The organism is Psychrobacter sp. TB15, from assembly GCF_000511655.1.
Taxonomy (GTDB): Bacteria; Pseudomonadota; Gammaproteobacteria; order Pseudomonadales; family Moraxellaceae; genus Psychrobacter; species Psychrobacter submarinus.
Window position 1 is genome coordinate 17,605 of record NZ_AYXN01000040.1, and the last position, 16,401, is coordinate 34,005.

At 46.0% G+C, this 16,401-nt stretch carries 13 protein-coding genes; 7 read left to right on the forward strand and 6 right to left on the reverse strand.

What is annotated here, in order from left to right; all coding sequences use genetic code 11:
* Window positions 1-6: 6 nt before the first annotated feature.
* Both W234_RS0109925 and W234_RS0109930 read right to left on the reverse strand, forming a co-directional pair.
* Window positions 7-1,050: an aminotransferase class IV gene (locus W234_RS0109925; RefSeq protein ID WP_025646699.1), complete on the reverse strand. Its 1,044-nt coding sequence runs from the start codon at window positions 1,048-1,050 to the stop codon at window positions 7-9.
* Between the two features lie 3 nt (window positions 1,051-1,053).
* Window positions 1,054-1,719, reverse strand: coding sequence for a hypothetical protein (locus W234_RS0109930; RefSeq protein WP_025646700.1), 666 nt, complete (start codon window positions 1,717-1,719; stop codon window positions 1,054-1,056).
* 389 nt (window positions 1,720-2,108) lie between these two features.
* On the opposite strand from W234_RS0109930, the gene aroE reads away from it, so the two are divergent.
* On the forward strand, window positions 2,109-2,945 hold the full coding sequence (aroE, locus tag W234_RS0109935; RefSeq protein ID WP_025646701.1) for a shikimate dehydrogenase: 837 nt from the start codon (window positions 2,109-2,111) through the stop codon (window positions 2,943-2,945).
* 46 nt (window positions 2,946-2,991) lie between these two features.
* Here aroE and W234_RS0109940 read toward each other — a convergent pair whose 3' ends face one another.
* On the reverse strand, window positions 2,992-4,122 hold the full coding sequence (locus tag W234_RS0109940; protein ID WP_025646702.1) for an FUSC family protein: 1,131 nt from the start codon (window positions 4,120-4,122) through the stop codon (window positions 2,992-2,994).
* A 364-nt stretch (window positions 4,123-4,486) separates the two neighbouring features.
* On the opposite strand from W234_RS0109940, the gene W234_RS0109945 reads away from it, so the two are divergent.
* Window positions 4,487-6,307, forward strand: a complete 1,821-nt coding sequence (locus W234_RS0109945; RefSeq protein WP_025646703.1) for an acyl-CoA dehydrogenase C-terminal domain-containing protein — start codon at window positions 4,487-4,489, stop codon at window positions 6,305-6,307.
* 120 nt (window positions 6,308-6,427) lie between these two features.
* Here W234_RS0109945 and W234_RS0109950 read toward each other — a convergent pair whose 3' ends face one another.
* Window positions 6,428-6,799 carry a 5-carboxymethyl-2-hydroxymuconate Delta-isomerase gene (locus W234_RS0109950; protein ID WP_025646704.1) on the reverse strand — a complete coding sequence of 124 codons (372 nt, stop codon included), beginning with the start codon at window positions 6,797-6,799 and terminating at the stop codon, window positions 6,428-6,430.
* A 71-nt stretch (window positions 6,800-6,870) separates the two neighbouring features.
* Complete coding sequence (gene ybaK / locus W234_RS0109955; RefSeq protein ID WP_025646705.1) at window positions 6,871-7,365, reverse strand: Cys-tRNA(Pro) deacylase; 495 nt, start codon at window positions 7,363-7,365, stop codon at window positions 6,871-6,873.
* 218 nt (window positions 7,366-7,583) lie between these two features.
* Between ybaK and plsB the strand changes: the two genes are divergently transcribed.
* A complete protein-coding gene (gene plsB / locus W234_RS0109960) occupies window positions 7,584-10,355 on the forward strand; it encodes a glycerol-3-phosphate 1-O-acyltransferase PlsB (protein ID WP_025646706.1) in 2,772 nt (923 codons plus the stop codon).
* A 108-nt stretch (window positions 10,356-10,463) separates the two neighbouring features.
* Here the strand turns inward: plsB and ettA are convergent, their stop codons facing one another.
* Entirely contained in the window at window positions 10,464-12,125 is a 1,662-nt protein-coding gene (ettA, locus tag W234_RS0109965; protein ID WP_025646707.1) for an energy-dependent translational throttle protein EttA, read from the reverse strand.
* A 432-nt stretch (window positions 12,126-12,557) separates the two neighbouring features.
* On the opposite strand from ettA, the gene W234_RS0109970 reads away from it, so the two are divergent.
* From W234_RS0109970 to W234_RS0109985, 4 genes are all read left to right on the forward strand, one after another.
* Entirely contained in the window at window positions 12,558-13,766 is a 1,209-nt protein-coding gene (locus tag W234_RS0109970) for a flavin reductase family protein (RefSeq protein ID WP_025646708.1), read from the forward strand.
* Window positions 13,767-13,927: 161 nt separating this feature from the next.
* Window positions 13,928-15,295, forward strand: a complete 1,368-nt coding sequence (locus W234_RS0109975) for a fatty acid desaturase family protein (protein ID WP_025646709.1) — start codon at window positions 13,928-13,930, stop codon at window positions 15,293-15,295.
* A gap of 306 nt (window positions 15,296-15,601) precedes the next feature.
* Window positions 15,602-15,895, forward strand: coding sequence for a GNAT family N-acetyltransferase (locus W234_RS0109980; protein ID WP_025646710.1), 294 nt, complete (start codon window positions 15,602-15,604; stop codon window positions 15,893-15,895).
* A 99-nt stretch (window positions 15,896-15,994) separates the two neighbouring features.
* Window positions 15,995-16,288 carry a 4a-hydroxytetrahydrobiopterin dehydratase gene (locus W234_RS0109985; RefSeq protein ID WP_025646711.1) on the forward strand — a complete coding sequence of 98 codons (294 nt, stop codon included), beginning with the start codon at window positions 15,995-15,997 and terminating at the stop codon, window positions 16,286-16,288.
* The last annotated feature ends 113 nt before the right edge of the window (window positions 16,289-16,401 follow it).

Genomic DNA, 16,401 nt, shown 5'->3' on the forward strand with positions numbered 1-16,401 from the left:
GAGAGTTTAACCAAACTCAACCACCTGCCCCGATAGCAAAGTAAGCTTCGATACAGGCATGACACCGCGCACCGCATTACAAAAGAACATTTGGCTAATTTGTAGCAAGTCATTATCACCAACTGACCTCATAATCACCGGGTTTTGAGTCTCAGCTAAACTATCAATAAGCACTTGGCGCATGACCCCAGCCACGCCCGATCGCGTCATCGGCGGCGTGTACCATTGGCCATCAGTGAGATAGTTTCTATCCTTGTTAACATCCTCTTGCTGACCACTGCTCGTAGTATGAGAGCCAGATAACTGATAGAAGACATTGCTCATTACACCCTCGACCCACTGCCCGCTCATATCACGTAACAAGCCCTCACCTATTTCGGCATTAGGGCTTCTCGCCTTAATCTGCTCAAGCTCGCCACTGGCCAGCACATTATCGAGACGATTTAACGATTTTAGTCCTGCCAAAGTAGGCGGCAGTACAGCGATTTGTGAAGTCAGACAAACGGCGCGGCGCGGCGCTTGCTGAATAACAGGAGCACCATTTGGCAGCAGTAAGGTATCTAAGGTATCGTGAGAGCCAGCTGTTTTATGAGTGGCGCTTTGATCAGTCGCACTTTGCCCCTCGCTAGGCATAAGCTTGAGCCAAATCTCGCAAGCATTGCCCGCTGCATCCGCAGCAAAGCTATAACCACGTAGCGATTGGGTCGCGCGAGTGACGATGACTTTCATCACCCCTTGCTGTAGCTGCTGCGCGTAAGCTTTTAGGCTAGAGACTAAGTGTGGCGTCGCAATATCAAGCTGCAGGGCTACGGCATGACTCGCTAGCCGCTGCCAATGATAGTCCGCCCACAGCACCTGACCATCGCGCACCGCCATAGTAGTAAAAAAACCATCGCCATAAGCCAAACCGCGATTGTCTAAAGACATAGTCACTGGTTTCGGATCTACTGAGGCTATCGCCGCCTTATTTGCTGGCGGATAAAGCGCGTACCAGCCCTCTACTAGCCTATCAGCACTTTTTAGACTGTCAGTACTGTCGATACTGCTCACCGCTTAGCCTGCACTCGCTTGCGCTTTTGATTTATTAAAGATAATCATACAGCTATAAAACTCACATTTGGCAAGCTCAATGGTTTGGCCGCCTGCGGTTTTATTTTTGACGATTTGACCGTTGAGCATATCAGCGAGCACGCGGCCACCCTCATCACCCATCAGCTGACGGACTAGTGTGTAGGCCTTTTGGGCGTGCGCCTGACTGAGCTCTTTTTCTTTATCTGTATCGGTAGGATTGGCATAGTACCAGCCCAGCTCTAGATACTTCTGCGAGTCGATAATATCTAGATACGGCTCATCAGCTTGCATAAAGCGGTACTTAGTCGCCGGGTTACTGGCATAATCGAGGCTGTTTTTGTCGGTGGTGACCACTGAGCCAAAAGTTGACTGGATATTATCTAGCTCGTCAATCGTTACTGGTTCGACCGCGGTACTGCCCCAACTGGACATATCATAGCTGATAGGGTTTCCTTGACTGGCGACCGCGCCATCGAGATCGGCGGCGTCTGTTGAATCGGTAGGCGCTTCGGTCGCGACCTCCTCGGTGGTTGACGACACCGAAGCTTCGCTTTCTGCGCTTGGGTTTGAGTCATTACAAGCGCTCAAAGAGACACCCGCTATCATTAGCATACTGACCATCAAAGGTTGAAGGCTGTTTTTCTGCATGGGCAATTTACTCATCTTATCTAGAATATTGAATGTCGAGTCCTCGACCGGCTTGATTTAAATAGGGTTTTACCAAAAACTCAATGCTGCTAGTTTACCCAACTGCTGCAGCCTTGACTAGCCTTTAGGTTACCGATAACACTACGAGCGAGTACAGTTTTGTTAACGGTATTGTTGATTTATCACCGCTGACAACTGACCGCTGGTAATGCCCGTTTGTCAAAGAATGACCTATCGCTTATGATAACTGAGCGCTACTGCATCCCTAAACGCTTCTTTAGCCCAAAAGTAGCCATGCAAAAGTAGACATATAAGTAGATATATAAGTAACAACAAAACTAGGAATAAAACCAGTACCGCTTTCAAACTCGCTTAACAGGATTTTCGCAATGACTCAGCACTTTGTCGTTATCGGCAACCCCATTAACCACAGCAAATCCCCTGAAATTCATCAGACTTTTGCCGTCCAAACCGATATCGATATTCGCTATCAGCGCCAGTATTGTCCAGATAATGAAGCCAGCTTTGTCGCCGTAGTAGAGGCTTTTTTTTATGGCGGCGGCGTGGGCGCTAACGTCACTGTACCGTTTAAACAAATCGCCTTTAGTCACTGTCAGACGCAAGGAGGGCTATCTGAACATGCCCGCGTGGCAGGCGCAGTCAATACGTTACTAATAAAAGACGGCGCAGTTTATGGTGACAACACCGATGGTCAAGGCTTGGTCAATCACATCATAAGCTTAGGCTGGCCGCTTGATGGCGCGCGTGTGGCGATTATTGGCGCAGGCGGCGCGGCGCGCGGCGTGGTGCTGCCGCTTATCGAAGCAGGTATTGCCTCCTTAACGATTGCCAATCGCACTTTGAGTAAAGCGCAGACACTAGTCACTGAGCTTAGCGCCGCGAGCCAAACGATTGAGAGGCAGGCGATTGCGACTTGTACGACGGCGGAGCTGACTGGCGAGTTCGACTTGATTATCAATGCTACCTCCATCGGTCTGACAGGGGACACTTTGCCGATAGCGGATAGTCTGAACACTCACTATGCTTACGATATGATGTACGGGCGCGCCCTGCCGTTCTTGCAGCACTTTGCGCGGCGCGGCGCGCAAGTGTCGGATGGTTACGGTATGCTTATCAATCAAGCAGCGCTAAGCTTTGAGCGCTGGACCGGACGAGCGGTAGAGGTTGCGGCAGCGACAATAGACTTGCAACCACCATCGGCGTAAAGCGTTTTAGAGTACTTAGCACTTAGCACTTAGCACTTTAAACATTCTAAACCCCAAAACGCGCTAACAGCCAGCGCTCTAAGCGGTGTAGCGGGGCCCGCAGCTTTGCAGATTGCATCGCCATACCGCCTATCAGGCCAATGATACAGCCGAGCGCAGTATCTAGCATTCGTGCTTGGATGACCTCTTGATAGAGCTGCTGCGAGGGCGGTAGACCACTGCCATATTCAGCGATAAACACGGTCAATGGCGTGATAAATACCACTGCAAGACCATAATGGCGATCGACTAACGACTCAATACATAGCATCAGCACCAAGATAGCGGCAGCGACTTGCCACAATGTCAGCTGCCAAGACAGCATCCATGCCGCCACTCCCATGCCTATCAGCGTGCCGAGCAGACGATGAAACTGCTTAATCCACATGGTACGTAGATGAATACCTTGAATAATAATAAAGCAGCTCACCGCCGCCCAATACGGATAAGGCATCGCGAGCACTAAAGCGATGGACAAAGCTAGACTGACAAAACCGGCCACCATGATACTTTCACTGATTGTCTCCGGCTGATAGCTTTGAGCTGGTAGATTAGTGCGCTTGCGTGTCGCTAATAAAAACAGCGAGTACAGCAGCGCCATGATAAGAGCAAAACCGCTACCGAGCATCACAAGGCCAGTCGCTGCGACAATGTGCGTCAAAGGTACAGGGATAAATAAGGCGATAGCGGTAGACATCATCACAAACAGTCCGGCCGGCGGCGGCTGGTTGTAGTAGCGCCCAAAGATCACAATAGCAAAAGCCACTAACGCAAATACCGGAATCTTAATAAAAGCCAGCTGCTGGGCGATAAGCCCCAACGCGAAGCATAACGCCATCGCAAAACCCCAAGCCATCACCGTCACCATACGCTGCGGCAAGCTTCCTCCAAAGGGCAAGTTTAGAATAATCATTGCCCCAAGCGAAGCTTTAATCCCGGCAGATAGCGCCTCAAAATACGCTCCCACAAATACCGGAAAGCTAATCGCGATAGCAGCGATAAGGGGCATATGCCAAGGCCGACGGCTTTGATTGACAGCCATCAAATGCTCAACTTCACCGCTAATCAAACGCTTGATAGTCACCCATAGCCGCTGCAACAAGCGGTAGTAGACATGGCGACTGTACTTAACTGACATATATGAAACCCTAAATTACCCTCTACCTTTGAGTTATCCCATGACTCTGATGCGACAAGAACTATGTTATATTTGACTGAACTGCAGCTGTCATTTTCTGTGTCCCATTCACCTTTTATCATAACCAATAGTAATATCATAATTTATTAGTTATGAATATTATTTATAAATGGTATATTTGTGGCGACAGACTCTTTATACTGGGTCTATCATAATTGTCATAGCAGCGCCCCTTTATAGTCAAGATAACTCACCCTTATCTTATTCCTATATTAGCCTTACCATAATTTCTATAGTCAGCTCGCCGATGAAGATCTAATCACCTATCATCGGTTGTTGTCTCAACTTGTCAAAGAGAGTCCCTATGTTAACTTACAAAGCCCCTTTACGTGATATTAAGTTTTTGATAAATGATGTCTTTGATTATCAGTCACACTATAAAACCTTGGACAATGGCGAAAACGCGGACCCTGAAACGGTCGACATGATCTTGCAAGGAATGGCTGATTTTGCCGAAAACATTCTATCTCCTATCTATCAGCCTGCTGATGAAGAAGGCTGTCATTTTGAAGATGGCGTCGTCACTACGCCTAAAGGCTTCAAAGAAGCTTACAACCAGTTTGTAGAAGGCGGCTGGCAAGGTATCTCATACCCTGAAGAGTACGGCGGTATGAACTTGCCGATGTCGATAAACCTAATCAAAGCTGAGATCATCGGTACGGCTAACTGGCCATGGTCTATGTACCCAGGCCTATCGACTGGCTGTATCAACACTATCATGCAGTACGGTACCGATGAGCAAAAAGAAACTTACTTGCATAAGCTGGTCGAAGGTACTTGGTCAGGTACTATGTGCCTAACTGAGCCGCAGTGTGGTACTGACTTGGGCCAAGTTAAGTCAAAAGCGATTCCGCAAGAGGACGGTACCTATAAAATTAGCGGTACTAAGATTTTCATCTCAAGCGGTGAGCATGACTTGACGGACAACATCGTCCATATCGTTCTTGCTCGCCTGCCGGATGCACCTGAAGGTACACGCGGTATCTCACTATTTATCGTACCAAAATTCTTGCCAAACGCAGAAGGCGAAGCTGGCGAGCGTAACGGCGTCACTTGTGGCTCTATCGAGCACAAAATGGGTATCAGCTCATCAGCGACTTGTGTCCTAAACTTTGACGCCGCGACAGGTTACCTCATCGGTGAGCCGAACAAAGGCCTAAAAGCTATGTTCACCTTTATGAACACGGCGCGTATCGGTACAGGTATCGAAGGCCTAGCACATACTGAATTGTCTTTCCAAAACGCGCTACCGTATGCCAAAGAGCGCCGCTCTATGCGTACCTTATCAGGCACAAAAGATCCTGAAAAAGTAGCAGATGCGATTATCCATCACGCTGACGTGCGCCGTATGCTATTGACGCAAAAAGCCTTTGCAGAAGGCGGCCGCTCGATGATTTATCACTCAGCTCGCTATGCGGATAAGATGTCGCAAGGTGTGGCTAATGGTGATGATGCCGAGTTTGAAAAATGGGATGATAAATTAGGCTTTTATACACCTATTCTTAAAGGCTTCTTGACTGAGCTGGGTATTGAAGCGGCTAAGCACGGCCAGCAGGTCTACGGTGGCCACGGTTATATCAAAGAGTGGGGCATGGAGCTGATCGCTCGTGATGCACGTATCGCTACTATGTACGAAGGTACTACCGGCGTTCAAGCCCTAGACTTACTGGGCCGTAAAGTTATCTTGCAGTCAAAAGGTAAGATCATCCGCGACTACACCTCAAGCATTATGAAGTGGTGTAGTGAGCACGCTCTTGATAAAGACATGCGTAAATTCGTATGGGCTTTGACTAAGCTATGTGCTGAGTGGAACACCTTAACGGTACGCTTGATGCTGATGGCGCGTAAAGATCGTGAAATCATCTCAGCGGCTTCAGAAGACTACTTAATGTACTCAGGCTATGTGATGATGGGTTATCACTGGGCACGTATGGCGGCTGTCGCTTATGACAAGCTAGAAAACGGCGGCGTAGAGGCACCAGAATTCTATCAAGCGAAGATTCAAACCGCTGAGTTCTATTTTGATAAGCTGCTACCTCGCACCTCAGGCCACGCTGAAGGTATGGTTGCACCAAGTGAGAGCATGACTTCAATGGACATCGAAAACTTTGCATTTTTAGACTAATACTAAGCCTGTTGCCGTCTAAAAACAGCTACTCATACAAAAGTAAAAAAGCGTCTATTGATTAGGCGCTTTTTTTTATGGTCGATAATAAGCGTATAAAACCTGCGACTCGATTGCTTATTATTCAAGCATTTGTTTATGATACACTGCGCTAATCTCTTCTACTTCAACGCATATCTGCAGCGCCGCGCGGCCTGACTGATCGCTTGCCAGCTCACTATTTATAGCAATCACCAATATCTCAGCGAGCTGATTACGCGCTATGATATCACGCCCACTCATCAGTTTAAGATGCGCATAAATAAAGCCATACTCTTGCTCGTCATCTTCGACCCCAACTAAAAAACGATCGATAGGTAGCATACGCGCCTTAATATCGGTAGGCTTGCCGAAATGTCCGCTACTCCACAGTGCTTGGTTCAGTGTTTTTAAGAGTGTCTCAGGGCGCTCGATAGTGACATTAGGTGTGGCTTGAATAGTAAGATGCGGCATAGAATTTTCCTTATTAAAGTATTACATTTATAAAAAAGGGCTAGGCATAAATAAGGCTAGGTATAAAAAAGTTAGCAGTCGTTATCGATAATATCAGCAAACTGCGCCTTTAGGGTTGCCGCCAGCTCACTAGCCGGCAGCTCAATCTCTAGCCCGCGACGTCCAGCGCTCACATAGATGGTTGGGTGTTGCTGCGCACTACTATCAATCACTGTTGCTAGGCGCTTTTTTTGTCCTAAAGGACTGACCCCGCCAAGCACATAGCCACTGCTACGCTGCACCTCTTGCGGCTCGGCCATTTGCACTTTTTTGCAAGATACAGTGTTATGCAAACATAACGCTTTAGCCATTTTTTTGAAATTTAACGTGTTGTTTACTGGCAGCACTGCTACCGCCAATTGGCCATTGTCCGTCTTTACAACTAAGGTTTTAAAGACGCGTTCGGCGGCAACGCCTAGCTTTTCGGCGGCTTCTAGCCCGTAGGAGCTTGCGCTGGTTTCATGCGTATATTCATGTATGGTATACGTGAGCTTGAGTGTTTTGGCTAGATTAATAGCGGGAGTCATAAGCGGCTACCCCAAAGAATGAGTAAAAATGAAGCGTTTGAATGCCATTTATCTTAACCACTTTTTGTATCGATTAACATAGCTTGGCATAAGCATTTCGATGACTAATAGACTAATACTATTAGCTATAGATACTGATATTGATGAAGGCCATATATCGCTTTTTGTACTTTTGTGGCATCATAAGCGTATTACATTTTGCAGATATGATTTTAATTATGATACCCCGTTTCCTAAAAAAACGCTTTTTAAAAGCGTCGAGCGCTACCCCTACTGATAGCTCAGTGGCTACTAAAGCGACTACTCATCATGCTAAAGACGCGGACCAAGCCGTCGATATCTACGCTGATGACGATAAGCTGGCGAGCACCTCTTACAGTAAAGCGCCTATTAGCCAGATCTACCGCAAACTATCCGGAAAAGCACTTGGCGTCACGGTCAAACCTAAGCTATTAGGCGAGCTGCCTAAGCTTGCTAATGATGAGCAGACTCTGACTTTTTATGTACTGCAAGACTACTCACGCTCCAACAGTATCCTTATTGATTTGCAGACTAGTGAGTATCAGCTGCCGCCAGCTCTCGTTGGGGTAAAAGACTTAGCTCATGACATCGATGAAAACGCAGCTATTATCTTTTTGAACCATCCAAAAGCCACAGACGATCAGCTCTCACCGCGCCTAGCGCGTTTGGTTGCTGCCACGTTGCAGCATCCTGATCTCAATATCAGACTAGTGCCGGTATCGATTCTGTGGGGACGCGCGCCTGAAAAAGAAGACTCCTTATTTAAGCTACTCATGACAGACAACTGGGAAGACCCTAGTATCACTAAGCAGCTGTTCAATATCGGCGTCATGGGCCGCGACACTTTTGTACAGTTTCATGCGCCGCAGGACTTACGTACTATCGTGTATAACCAGTTAAATGATGATTCAGAGGAAGCGGACAACCCTAAGACTAACAAACCCCAGCAGGCAGCTAGTACTAACACGGCTTTGGTTGCGACCTTTGATGCCAATCGAGAACTACTGCGTAACCTACAATATCAGCTCGATCTGTATTTAGATAAGCAGCGCGCGAGTATGCTAGGGCCTGATTTGTCCGATAGACGTAACTTGGTCGACAAGCTGATTTATTCGCCCGCTATCAAACATGCTATCGAAAAAGAAGCCAGTGACACCGGCGTCTCTGAACATGAAGCGCGTGATGTCGCTCGCGGCTACGCCAATGAGATGGTCAATAACTACTCTTACTCGATTATCAGAGTCTTTGAGCGCTTTCTGACTTGGCTGTGGACACAGCTCTATGATGGCGTGGAAGTGCATCATTTTGAGCGGGTACGAGAGCTTGCCACCGATCACGAGATTATCTATGTGCCTTGTCATCGTAGTCATGTGGATTATTTATTATTGTCTTATGTGATCTATAAGCGCGGCTTGAGCATTCCTTATGTAGCAGCCGGTGATAACTTAGATGTGCCAGTATTAGGGCCGTTATTACGCGGCGCGGTCGCTTTTTATATTCGTCGTAGCTTTCGCGGTAACGCCTTGTATACAGCGGTGCTGCGCGAGTATATGCACACCTTAATCAGTCGTAGCACCCCTATTGAGTACTTCATTGAAGGCGGGCGTTCGCGCTCAGGTCGTCTGCTGCCGCCGAAGATGGGGATGCTAGCGATGACGGTACACAGTCAACTGCGCAAAACCAATAAGCCAGTTGTGTTTATTCCGACTTATATCGGTTACGAACGCATTATGGAGGGCGGCACTTATATCGGTGAGCTCAAAGGCAAGCCAAAAGAGTCAGAGTCGGTGGTTGGCTTATTAAAAGCCACCAAAAAGATCGAGCGTATCTTTGGTAATGTGCATCTAAGCTTCGGTACGCCGCTGCACTTGAGCGACTTTTTGCAAAAGTTCGAGGTAGAAGCAGACAGTCTACCTGCTGATCGTACAGATACGCCGCTCGATAACAAGGCTAGTGCGATGGTCGATAACATCGGCGTCAAAATTATGCAGCATATCAATAAGGCGGCAGTCGTCAATCCCGTTTCCTTATTGTCATTAGTGCTCTTATCAGCGCCAAAAGCGGCGCTCGATGAAGATATATGCCGCGAACAAATCGCTCTGTATCAAGGCATTGCCCGCTCCTTGCCTTATGCCGATGATACGGTTGTGACTGATATGAGTCCCCAAGACATCATCGATTATGGTATCAAGCTCAAGCTCATCGAGCGCATACCGCATATCTTAGGAGATATCATTCAAGTCGCAGGCAAGCAAGCAGCGCTGCTCAGTTACTTCCGTAACAACATTTTGCATGTCTTTATCCTACTCTCTTTCTTAGCTGCGCTCGTCGCTCGTAATGGCCGTATTGAGCGTAGCCGCTTAGATAATATCGTCTCGCAGCTGTATCCGTTTTTGCAAGGTGAGCTGTTTTTATATTATTCAGCGCAGAGCCTGCAAGCGGTCCTCAATCAAAAGATAGATAACTTGATTGACCATGGGCTAATTGTTGAATTAGAAGATGGCGTCCTCAGCGCCCCTGAAACGAACAGTAGCCGCTATCAGCAGCTACAAGTACTCGCGACGCCTATCGAGCAAAGCCTTGAACGTTACTTTATGACGCTAGCGCTGCTTGCACAGCAAGGCTCAGGCAATCTAACTGAAAGCGAAGTGGTCGATCTGTGCCATCTATTGGGTCAACGTCTATCTGTGCTCTATGCCGATGATATTCCTGACTTCTTTGATCGCTCACTATTTACGAGCTTCGTCAATGCCCTTATTCGTCTCAACTATGTACAAAAAGATGCAGAGACTGGCGTACTAAGCTTCGATCAGCGTATCAATAATATCGCTCATCATGCCAAGTACATTTTGACCCCTGATATGATGCAAATCTTGCAACAAGTGGCTAGTCTCGATGACACAGAGATTACCCACGCTATTACTGAGATTAGTAATAAAAAACAGCGTAAGTTTGGCCGTAAACGCTGATTACCTTACTATCTATCTATCACGCTTCACTATCTATAACGCTTCAAAAAAAAAGACCGCTAGTTGATAGCGGTCTTTTTGTGTACTAACATAAAGCGACTTTTTCGCTTAATTAGTGATTTTCTTATACTTCATGCGCTTAGGGCCAGCTTCATCGCCCATAGTCTTTTTGCGGTACGCTTCAAACTCGGTGTAGTTACCGTCAAACCAAATCGGACCTTCTTCTTCAAAGGCTAAGATATGAGTGGCGATACGGTCCAAGAACCAGCGGTCATGCGAGACCACCATGACTGTACCTGGGAACACTTGAATAGCGTCTTCTAGCGCACGCAAGGTCTCGATATCCAAATCGTTAGAGGGCTCATCGAGTAATAGGACGTTCGCGCCTTGCTTTAAGGTCTTCGCCAGCTGCAAGCGGTTACGCTCACCACCTGAGAGCTGACCTACGTGCTTTTGTTGGTCTGAACCTTTAAAGTTAAAACGGCCAATATAAGCACGACTTGGCGTGGTGTAGTCGCCAACGGTGATAATATCTAAACCATCAGAGATCTCTTCCCAGACGGTTTTTTTGTCATCGAGGTTATCACGTACCTGGCCGACATAAGCGACCTTAACGCTTTCGCCTAGATCGACAGAGCCGGTATCAGGAGTATCACGCTCAGTAATCATGTTAAACAGCGTGGTTTTACCCGCACCATTCGGACCGATAATACCGACGATAGCGCCCGCTGGTACATTGAAGCTAAGGTCTTTATACAGCAGACGATCGCCAAAAGATTTGGAGATGTTATTGACCTCGATAACTTTATTACCTAGACGCGGACCGGGCGGAATATAAATCTCTGAGGTCTCATTTCGCTGCTGGAATTCTTTTGAGTTCAGCTCTTCAAAACGCTGTACACGCGACTTAGACTTGGCTTGCTGACCCTTTTGATTTTTACGAATCCACTCAAGCTCTTTTTTCAGCGCTTTGGCAAACGACTCTTCTTGCTTCTGTTGTTCCTCTAAGCGCTTGTTTTTTTGCTCTAACCACTCAGTATAGTTACCTTCATACGGGTAGCCATAGCCTCGGTCAAGCTCCAAAATCCACTGCGCCACATTATCCAAGAAATAACGATCATGGGTAATGGCAACGATAGTGCCGCTATAGTTTTGCAAGAATTGCTCAAGCCAAGCGACTGATTCGGCGTCCAGATGGTTAGTAGGCTCATCGAGTAGCAGCATATCGGGACGAGACAATAGTAGACGGCATAATGCCACACGGCGTTTTTCACCACCTGATAGCTTACTGACATCAGCATCCCAAGGCGGTAGACGTAGCGCGTCAGCGGCTTTTTGCAGCTGCGGCTCTAGGTTATGCGCATCCCAAGTTTGGATGATATCTTCCATCTTGCCCTGCTCTTCTGCGAGCTTATCAAAATCGGCATCCGGTTCAGCATACTCAGCATAGATTTGGTCTAAGCGCGCTAACGCATCTAACGCCTCACGCATACCGTCCTCGACATTGCCGCGCACATCTTTGCTGTCATCGAGTTGTGGCTCCTGCGGCAAATAACCAATCTTTGTGCCTGTCTGCGCGCGTGCTTCACCGCTGAACTCAGTATCCACGCCCGCCATAATACGTAGCAAGGTCGACTTACCTGCCCCATTGATACCTAAGACACCAATTTTGGCACCCGGGAAAAAGGAGAGATTGATATTTTTTAGAATTTCGCGCTTAGGCGGAACAAGTTTTGACACGTTGTTCATCGTGTAAATATATTGAGCCATTAACACTCCGATAAACTGCATAGAAGAGAACAGCAAATGCCACTCAGCGATGCTGCCAAGCGTGCCGTACCTCAAAATCAGGGTTACAAATTATAGGTCATTATCGCATTGTGACGCATACCCTGCAAGCTAACAGGTTGTTTTACCCCTTGTTTTGCAGCTTTTGTCATAGAGTATCGCTGTTTCTGGATAAAAGCGGGTAAAAATATTTTTCTGAGGTTACGAGCTTAACATTCTGACTTAATGCTGTTTGATAAAAACCACAAAAAATAGCATCAAAACTTTCGCAAAGTTAATCAATAGCCGTTAACATATTAGAGTGGCTTAACAACGCAAAAAATAATGGTTTAGTATGCCATTAATGAAACTGGCTATAAGCTGAGTCATTATTTCTCATATATTTTTAATAATATTTATACAGGTACTGATGATATGGCCAACGGCTATCGCCCTGAAATAGTTCAACGTGCGTTTGTCGATTTTATCGGGTCGCGCTTACATCCGTTTTGGTCATTGACGACACCCAAGCTACGCCTTATTGCTCGATATGAGATGAGTGAGGATTTGATCGCACTACAATTTGAGACCAATCAAGCGTTTAGGCAGCAGATATCCAAAGGGACAGATGATTGGCAAGGCGGTCAGTATCTTGATTTACGTATTTTTATCGATGGGGTTTATCATCAGCGCAGCTATTCAATCGTAGGATTGGCGAATCAACCATTGTGGTGGCAAGATGATGCCGTCATTACTAAGTCAGCAAAAAGCCAACGTCATACGGTTACTATTGCTGTTAAACCGCAAGGGTTAGTATCTGACTATTTGACCAAGCAACTGTCGCTATCTAGCATCGTTGATACCAGTATGCCACTGGGTCATTTTACTTTGGCACAGGCAAAGACAAGTTTAGATAATAGAGAACAAAATAACCAAAAACTGCACCCTTTGTTATTTGTCGCTGGCGGTAGCGGTATCACGCCTATGCTAGGACTTATTACGCAAGCACTAGCAGACGGACATCAGGTGGCATTGCTACATTATAATCGAACAGAACTTCCTCATTTTCAGCATCAGTGGCAACAGCTGAGCGATATCTATCCAACCTTTAGCTATCATTTGATCCACACTTATAACCCTGCGACTTATTTGGCTGGCGAACGATACTTAAGTGCAGAGGGTCTGTTATCACTTAATCTACCATTGGTAGATACTCAGATATTTGCCTGCGGTTCACAAGCGTTATTAGCCGGCTTATATAAAGCAGTGTCAGAAATCATTTTACCGCAGGGCAATCAGCTACGTGACAATATTATTATAGAGAATTTCGGTAGCGCACTGCCTGATTTTGATAGCGGTGGTAATCAAGTACTAGATAATGCACTACAGACAGAGTCGCATACGGTGTATTTGCGATCACGGCAACGGCAGTTCGATAGCGACACCACATTATTGGTCGCTGCCGAAAATGCAGGTATACGCCTAGCGCATGGTTGTAGGCAAGGAATTTGCCAGTTGTGCCGCTGTAATAAAGTGAGCGGCGTGGTCAAAAACATCCAAACTGGCAAGATAAGTAGTGATGGCTACGAGTCTATCCAAACCTGCATCAATATCGCTATGACAGACGTGGTGTTAGACATCTAGCACTGCTGAAATAAAAAATACGACCACTAGCCCCTGACTATCGACCTATTAAAACTAAAAAATAGACTGATGTTAACTCATATTGTATGCTAAAACTCAGATAACTCATAAAATCGAATCCAGTGCTGTTTATTCGTGCCGTTTCGGTTAAGGATTTATATATGCGCTTATTACCACCTATTGATACAGCACATTCTGCCGTACCTATCTTGACGCCATTGTCCGATGCACCGTTGGCAAAAAATGATAGCGGGCAGCCAACTATATCAACACAGCAAATTCGCTATCCAACAGTGACCCATGCACCATTAACAAAAGCACAAAGTGATGCCTTGGCAGTAGAATTAAATGCGCTATATAAAGGTGTGATGGACTCATTAGGTAGCGATGACGCCAAATACATTCAGCGGATTTATGCGACTGTGGTTTATAGTGAGCTTGTCGCCCGTGGTTTACTGGCTGTCGCAGGACGCATGTCATCACGCCGCTCGCAGATAGGTACTTGGCTATTGGGTACGTCAATGCTTAGTTTTAGCAAGATACTCAACAATATGGAGCTTGGACATAATGTCATGCATGGTCAATACGACTGGATGCAGCACCCGCATCTGAACAGTCAAAAGTTTGACTGGGACATTGTTTGCCCTGCGCCATTGTGGCAACACTCGCATAACTACTTACATCATACGTTTACCAATATTGTTGGTCGAGATCATGACGTTGGCTATCATTTGATTCGGGTCACTGATGAGCAGCCTTGGACGCCAGAAGATCGCTACAATATGTTTAGTACAGCGGTGCTGGCGTTTGGCTTTGAATGGGCAGTTGCCTTTCATGATATTCAGATCAGTGTCGATGAATACGCCGACTCCCCTGACTTGCATAAAATCATGCAACAAAAATCTCGTGCACTATTTGCCAAAATTGGCCGACAAGTAGGCAAAGACTATATTGCCTTGCCAGCCATAGCCGCCTTGACCCTAGGTTGTCGTAGCGCTATGAGTACACTGAGTGGCAACATAGTAGCCAATACGGTTCGTAACCTGTGGACGTGGGCGGTGATTTTCTGTGGTCATTTCACTGAGCAAGCGCATATCTATACCCATCTCGATACTGATGAGAGCAAAGGCGACTGGTATGTGCGTCAGATTTTGGGTTCTAGCAATATCAAAGGGAATAAATGGTTTCACATTTTGACAGGCAATTTATCCCATCAGATTGAGCATCATATCTTCCCTGATATGCCCGCCAGCCACTATGCCAGTATTGCCCCGCAAGTAAAAGCCATCTGCCACAAATACAATCTGGCCTACAACACTGGACGTTTTAGTACACAGCTACGACAAGTATTGGGACGTATTCATCACTTTAGTAAGCCCAGCGAGCAAGAGTGGCAAGCCTACCAGTCGGTATCGGCTGCGGATACTACCACTCATTCACATAAGTCGACACCAGAGAGCGAGATAGCAAAGGGTCTTAGTCGATTCTTGCCACCTGTCATTCGTAAGGCGATAGCTTATGCATGGTGATATATTCACATTTTTAACGCAGATTAAAAGACTTTAATACTATTAACAATCGTCATATCGACTATTACGGTAAGCGACTAGATTGTTTGGTATCGATCCTACATACTCAACCCAGTACAAAGTATTTACTGACGACATAAGATTTCTTGCAAAAGTACCAGTTATTGACTTTCACTGACGGAGTTGCAAGGGCTAGCGATGACTTATGCAAGAAGTCTATAGTATTTAATAAATCTGCCTTTTTCGTTAATCCTTAGAAAATAGGGCCGTTATTAAAAATTTTATAATAATAAAAGGAGTTGTATGATGAATAACCAAACGACCAAACCAAACTTAGATATTGTTCATAACCTAGCAGCAAATCGTTTCGAGACCACTATTGACGGACAGACGGGTTATATCAGTTATCAAGATCAAGGCAATGCCTTAGTCTATGATCATACTATCGTACCGCAGGCTCTAGGCGGACGCGGCGTGGGCTCAGCATTAGTCAAACATGCCTTGAATTACGCTCGTGAGCATGATAAAAAAGTCGTTCCACAGTGCTCTTTTGTAGCGGCTTATATCAATAAGCACCCTGAGTATCAAGATTTAGTATAGTCAGTCTTGCATAGACCGTTTTGAAGAGTATTTGTTAGTGATTACTACAACCGCGGGCGCTATACTAGAGTGACCGCTATAATAATAAAGGATATTGCTATGAGTAGTTTATCTGAAAAACAAGTCGACCTGCAGCTGCAAGACTTACCAGGATGGCAGCGTGATGGAAACAGTATTGTAAAATCTTTCGAATTTAATGACTTTGTGGAAGCCATCAGCTTTATGACCCAAGCGGCTTTTTATGTTGAAGCATTAGAGCATTATCCTGAATGGCAGAATAATTATAATACTGTCAAAGTCCGGCTGACTACCGATGATACAGGCGGTATTAGTAGTTTGGATATTCGCTTGGCGAAGCGTATGCAGTATATTGTACAGCCCAAAATATTCTAGAAAAGGCTTATTTAACCTAGATAACCACCATAAAAAGATAACTAGCATAAAAAACGTCCTTTAGTAGGACGTTTTTCTTTTTAATAATGGCTTGTCTAATGCTTGTCTTACTG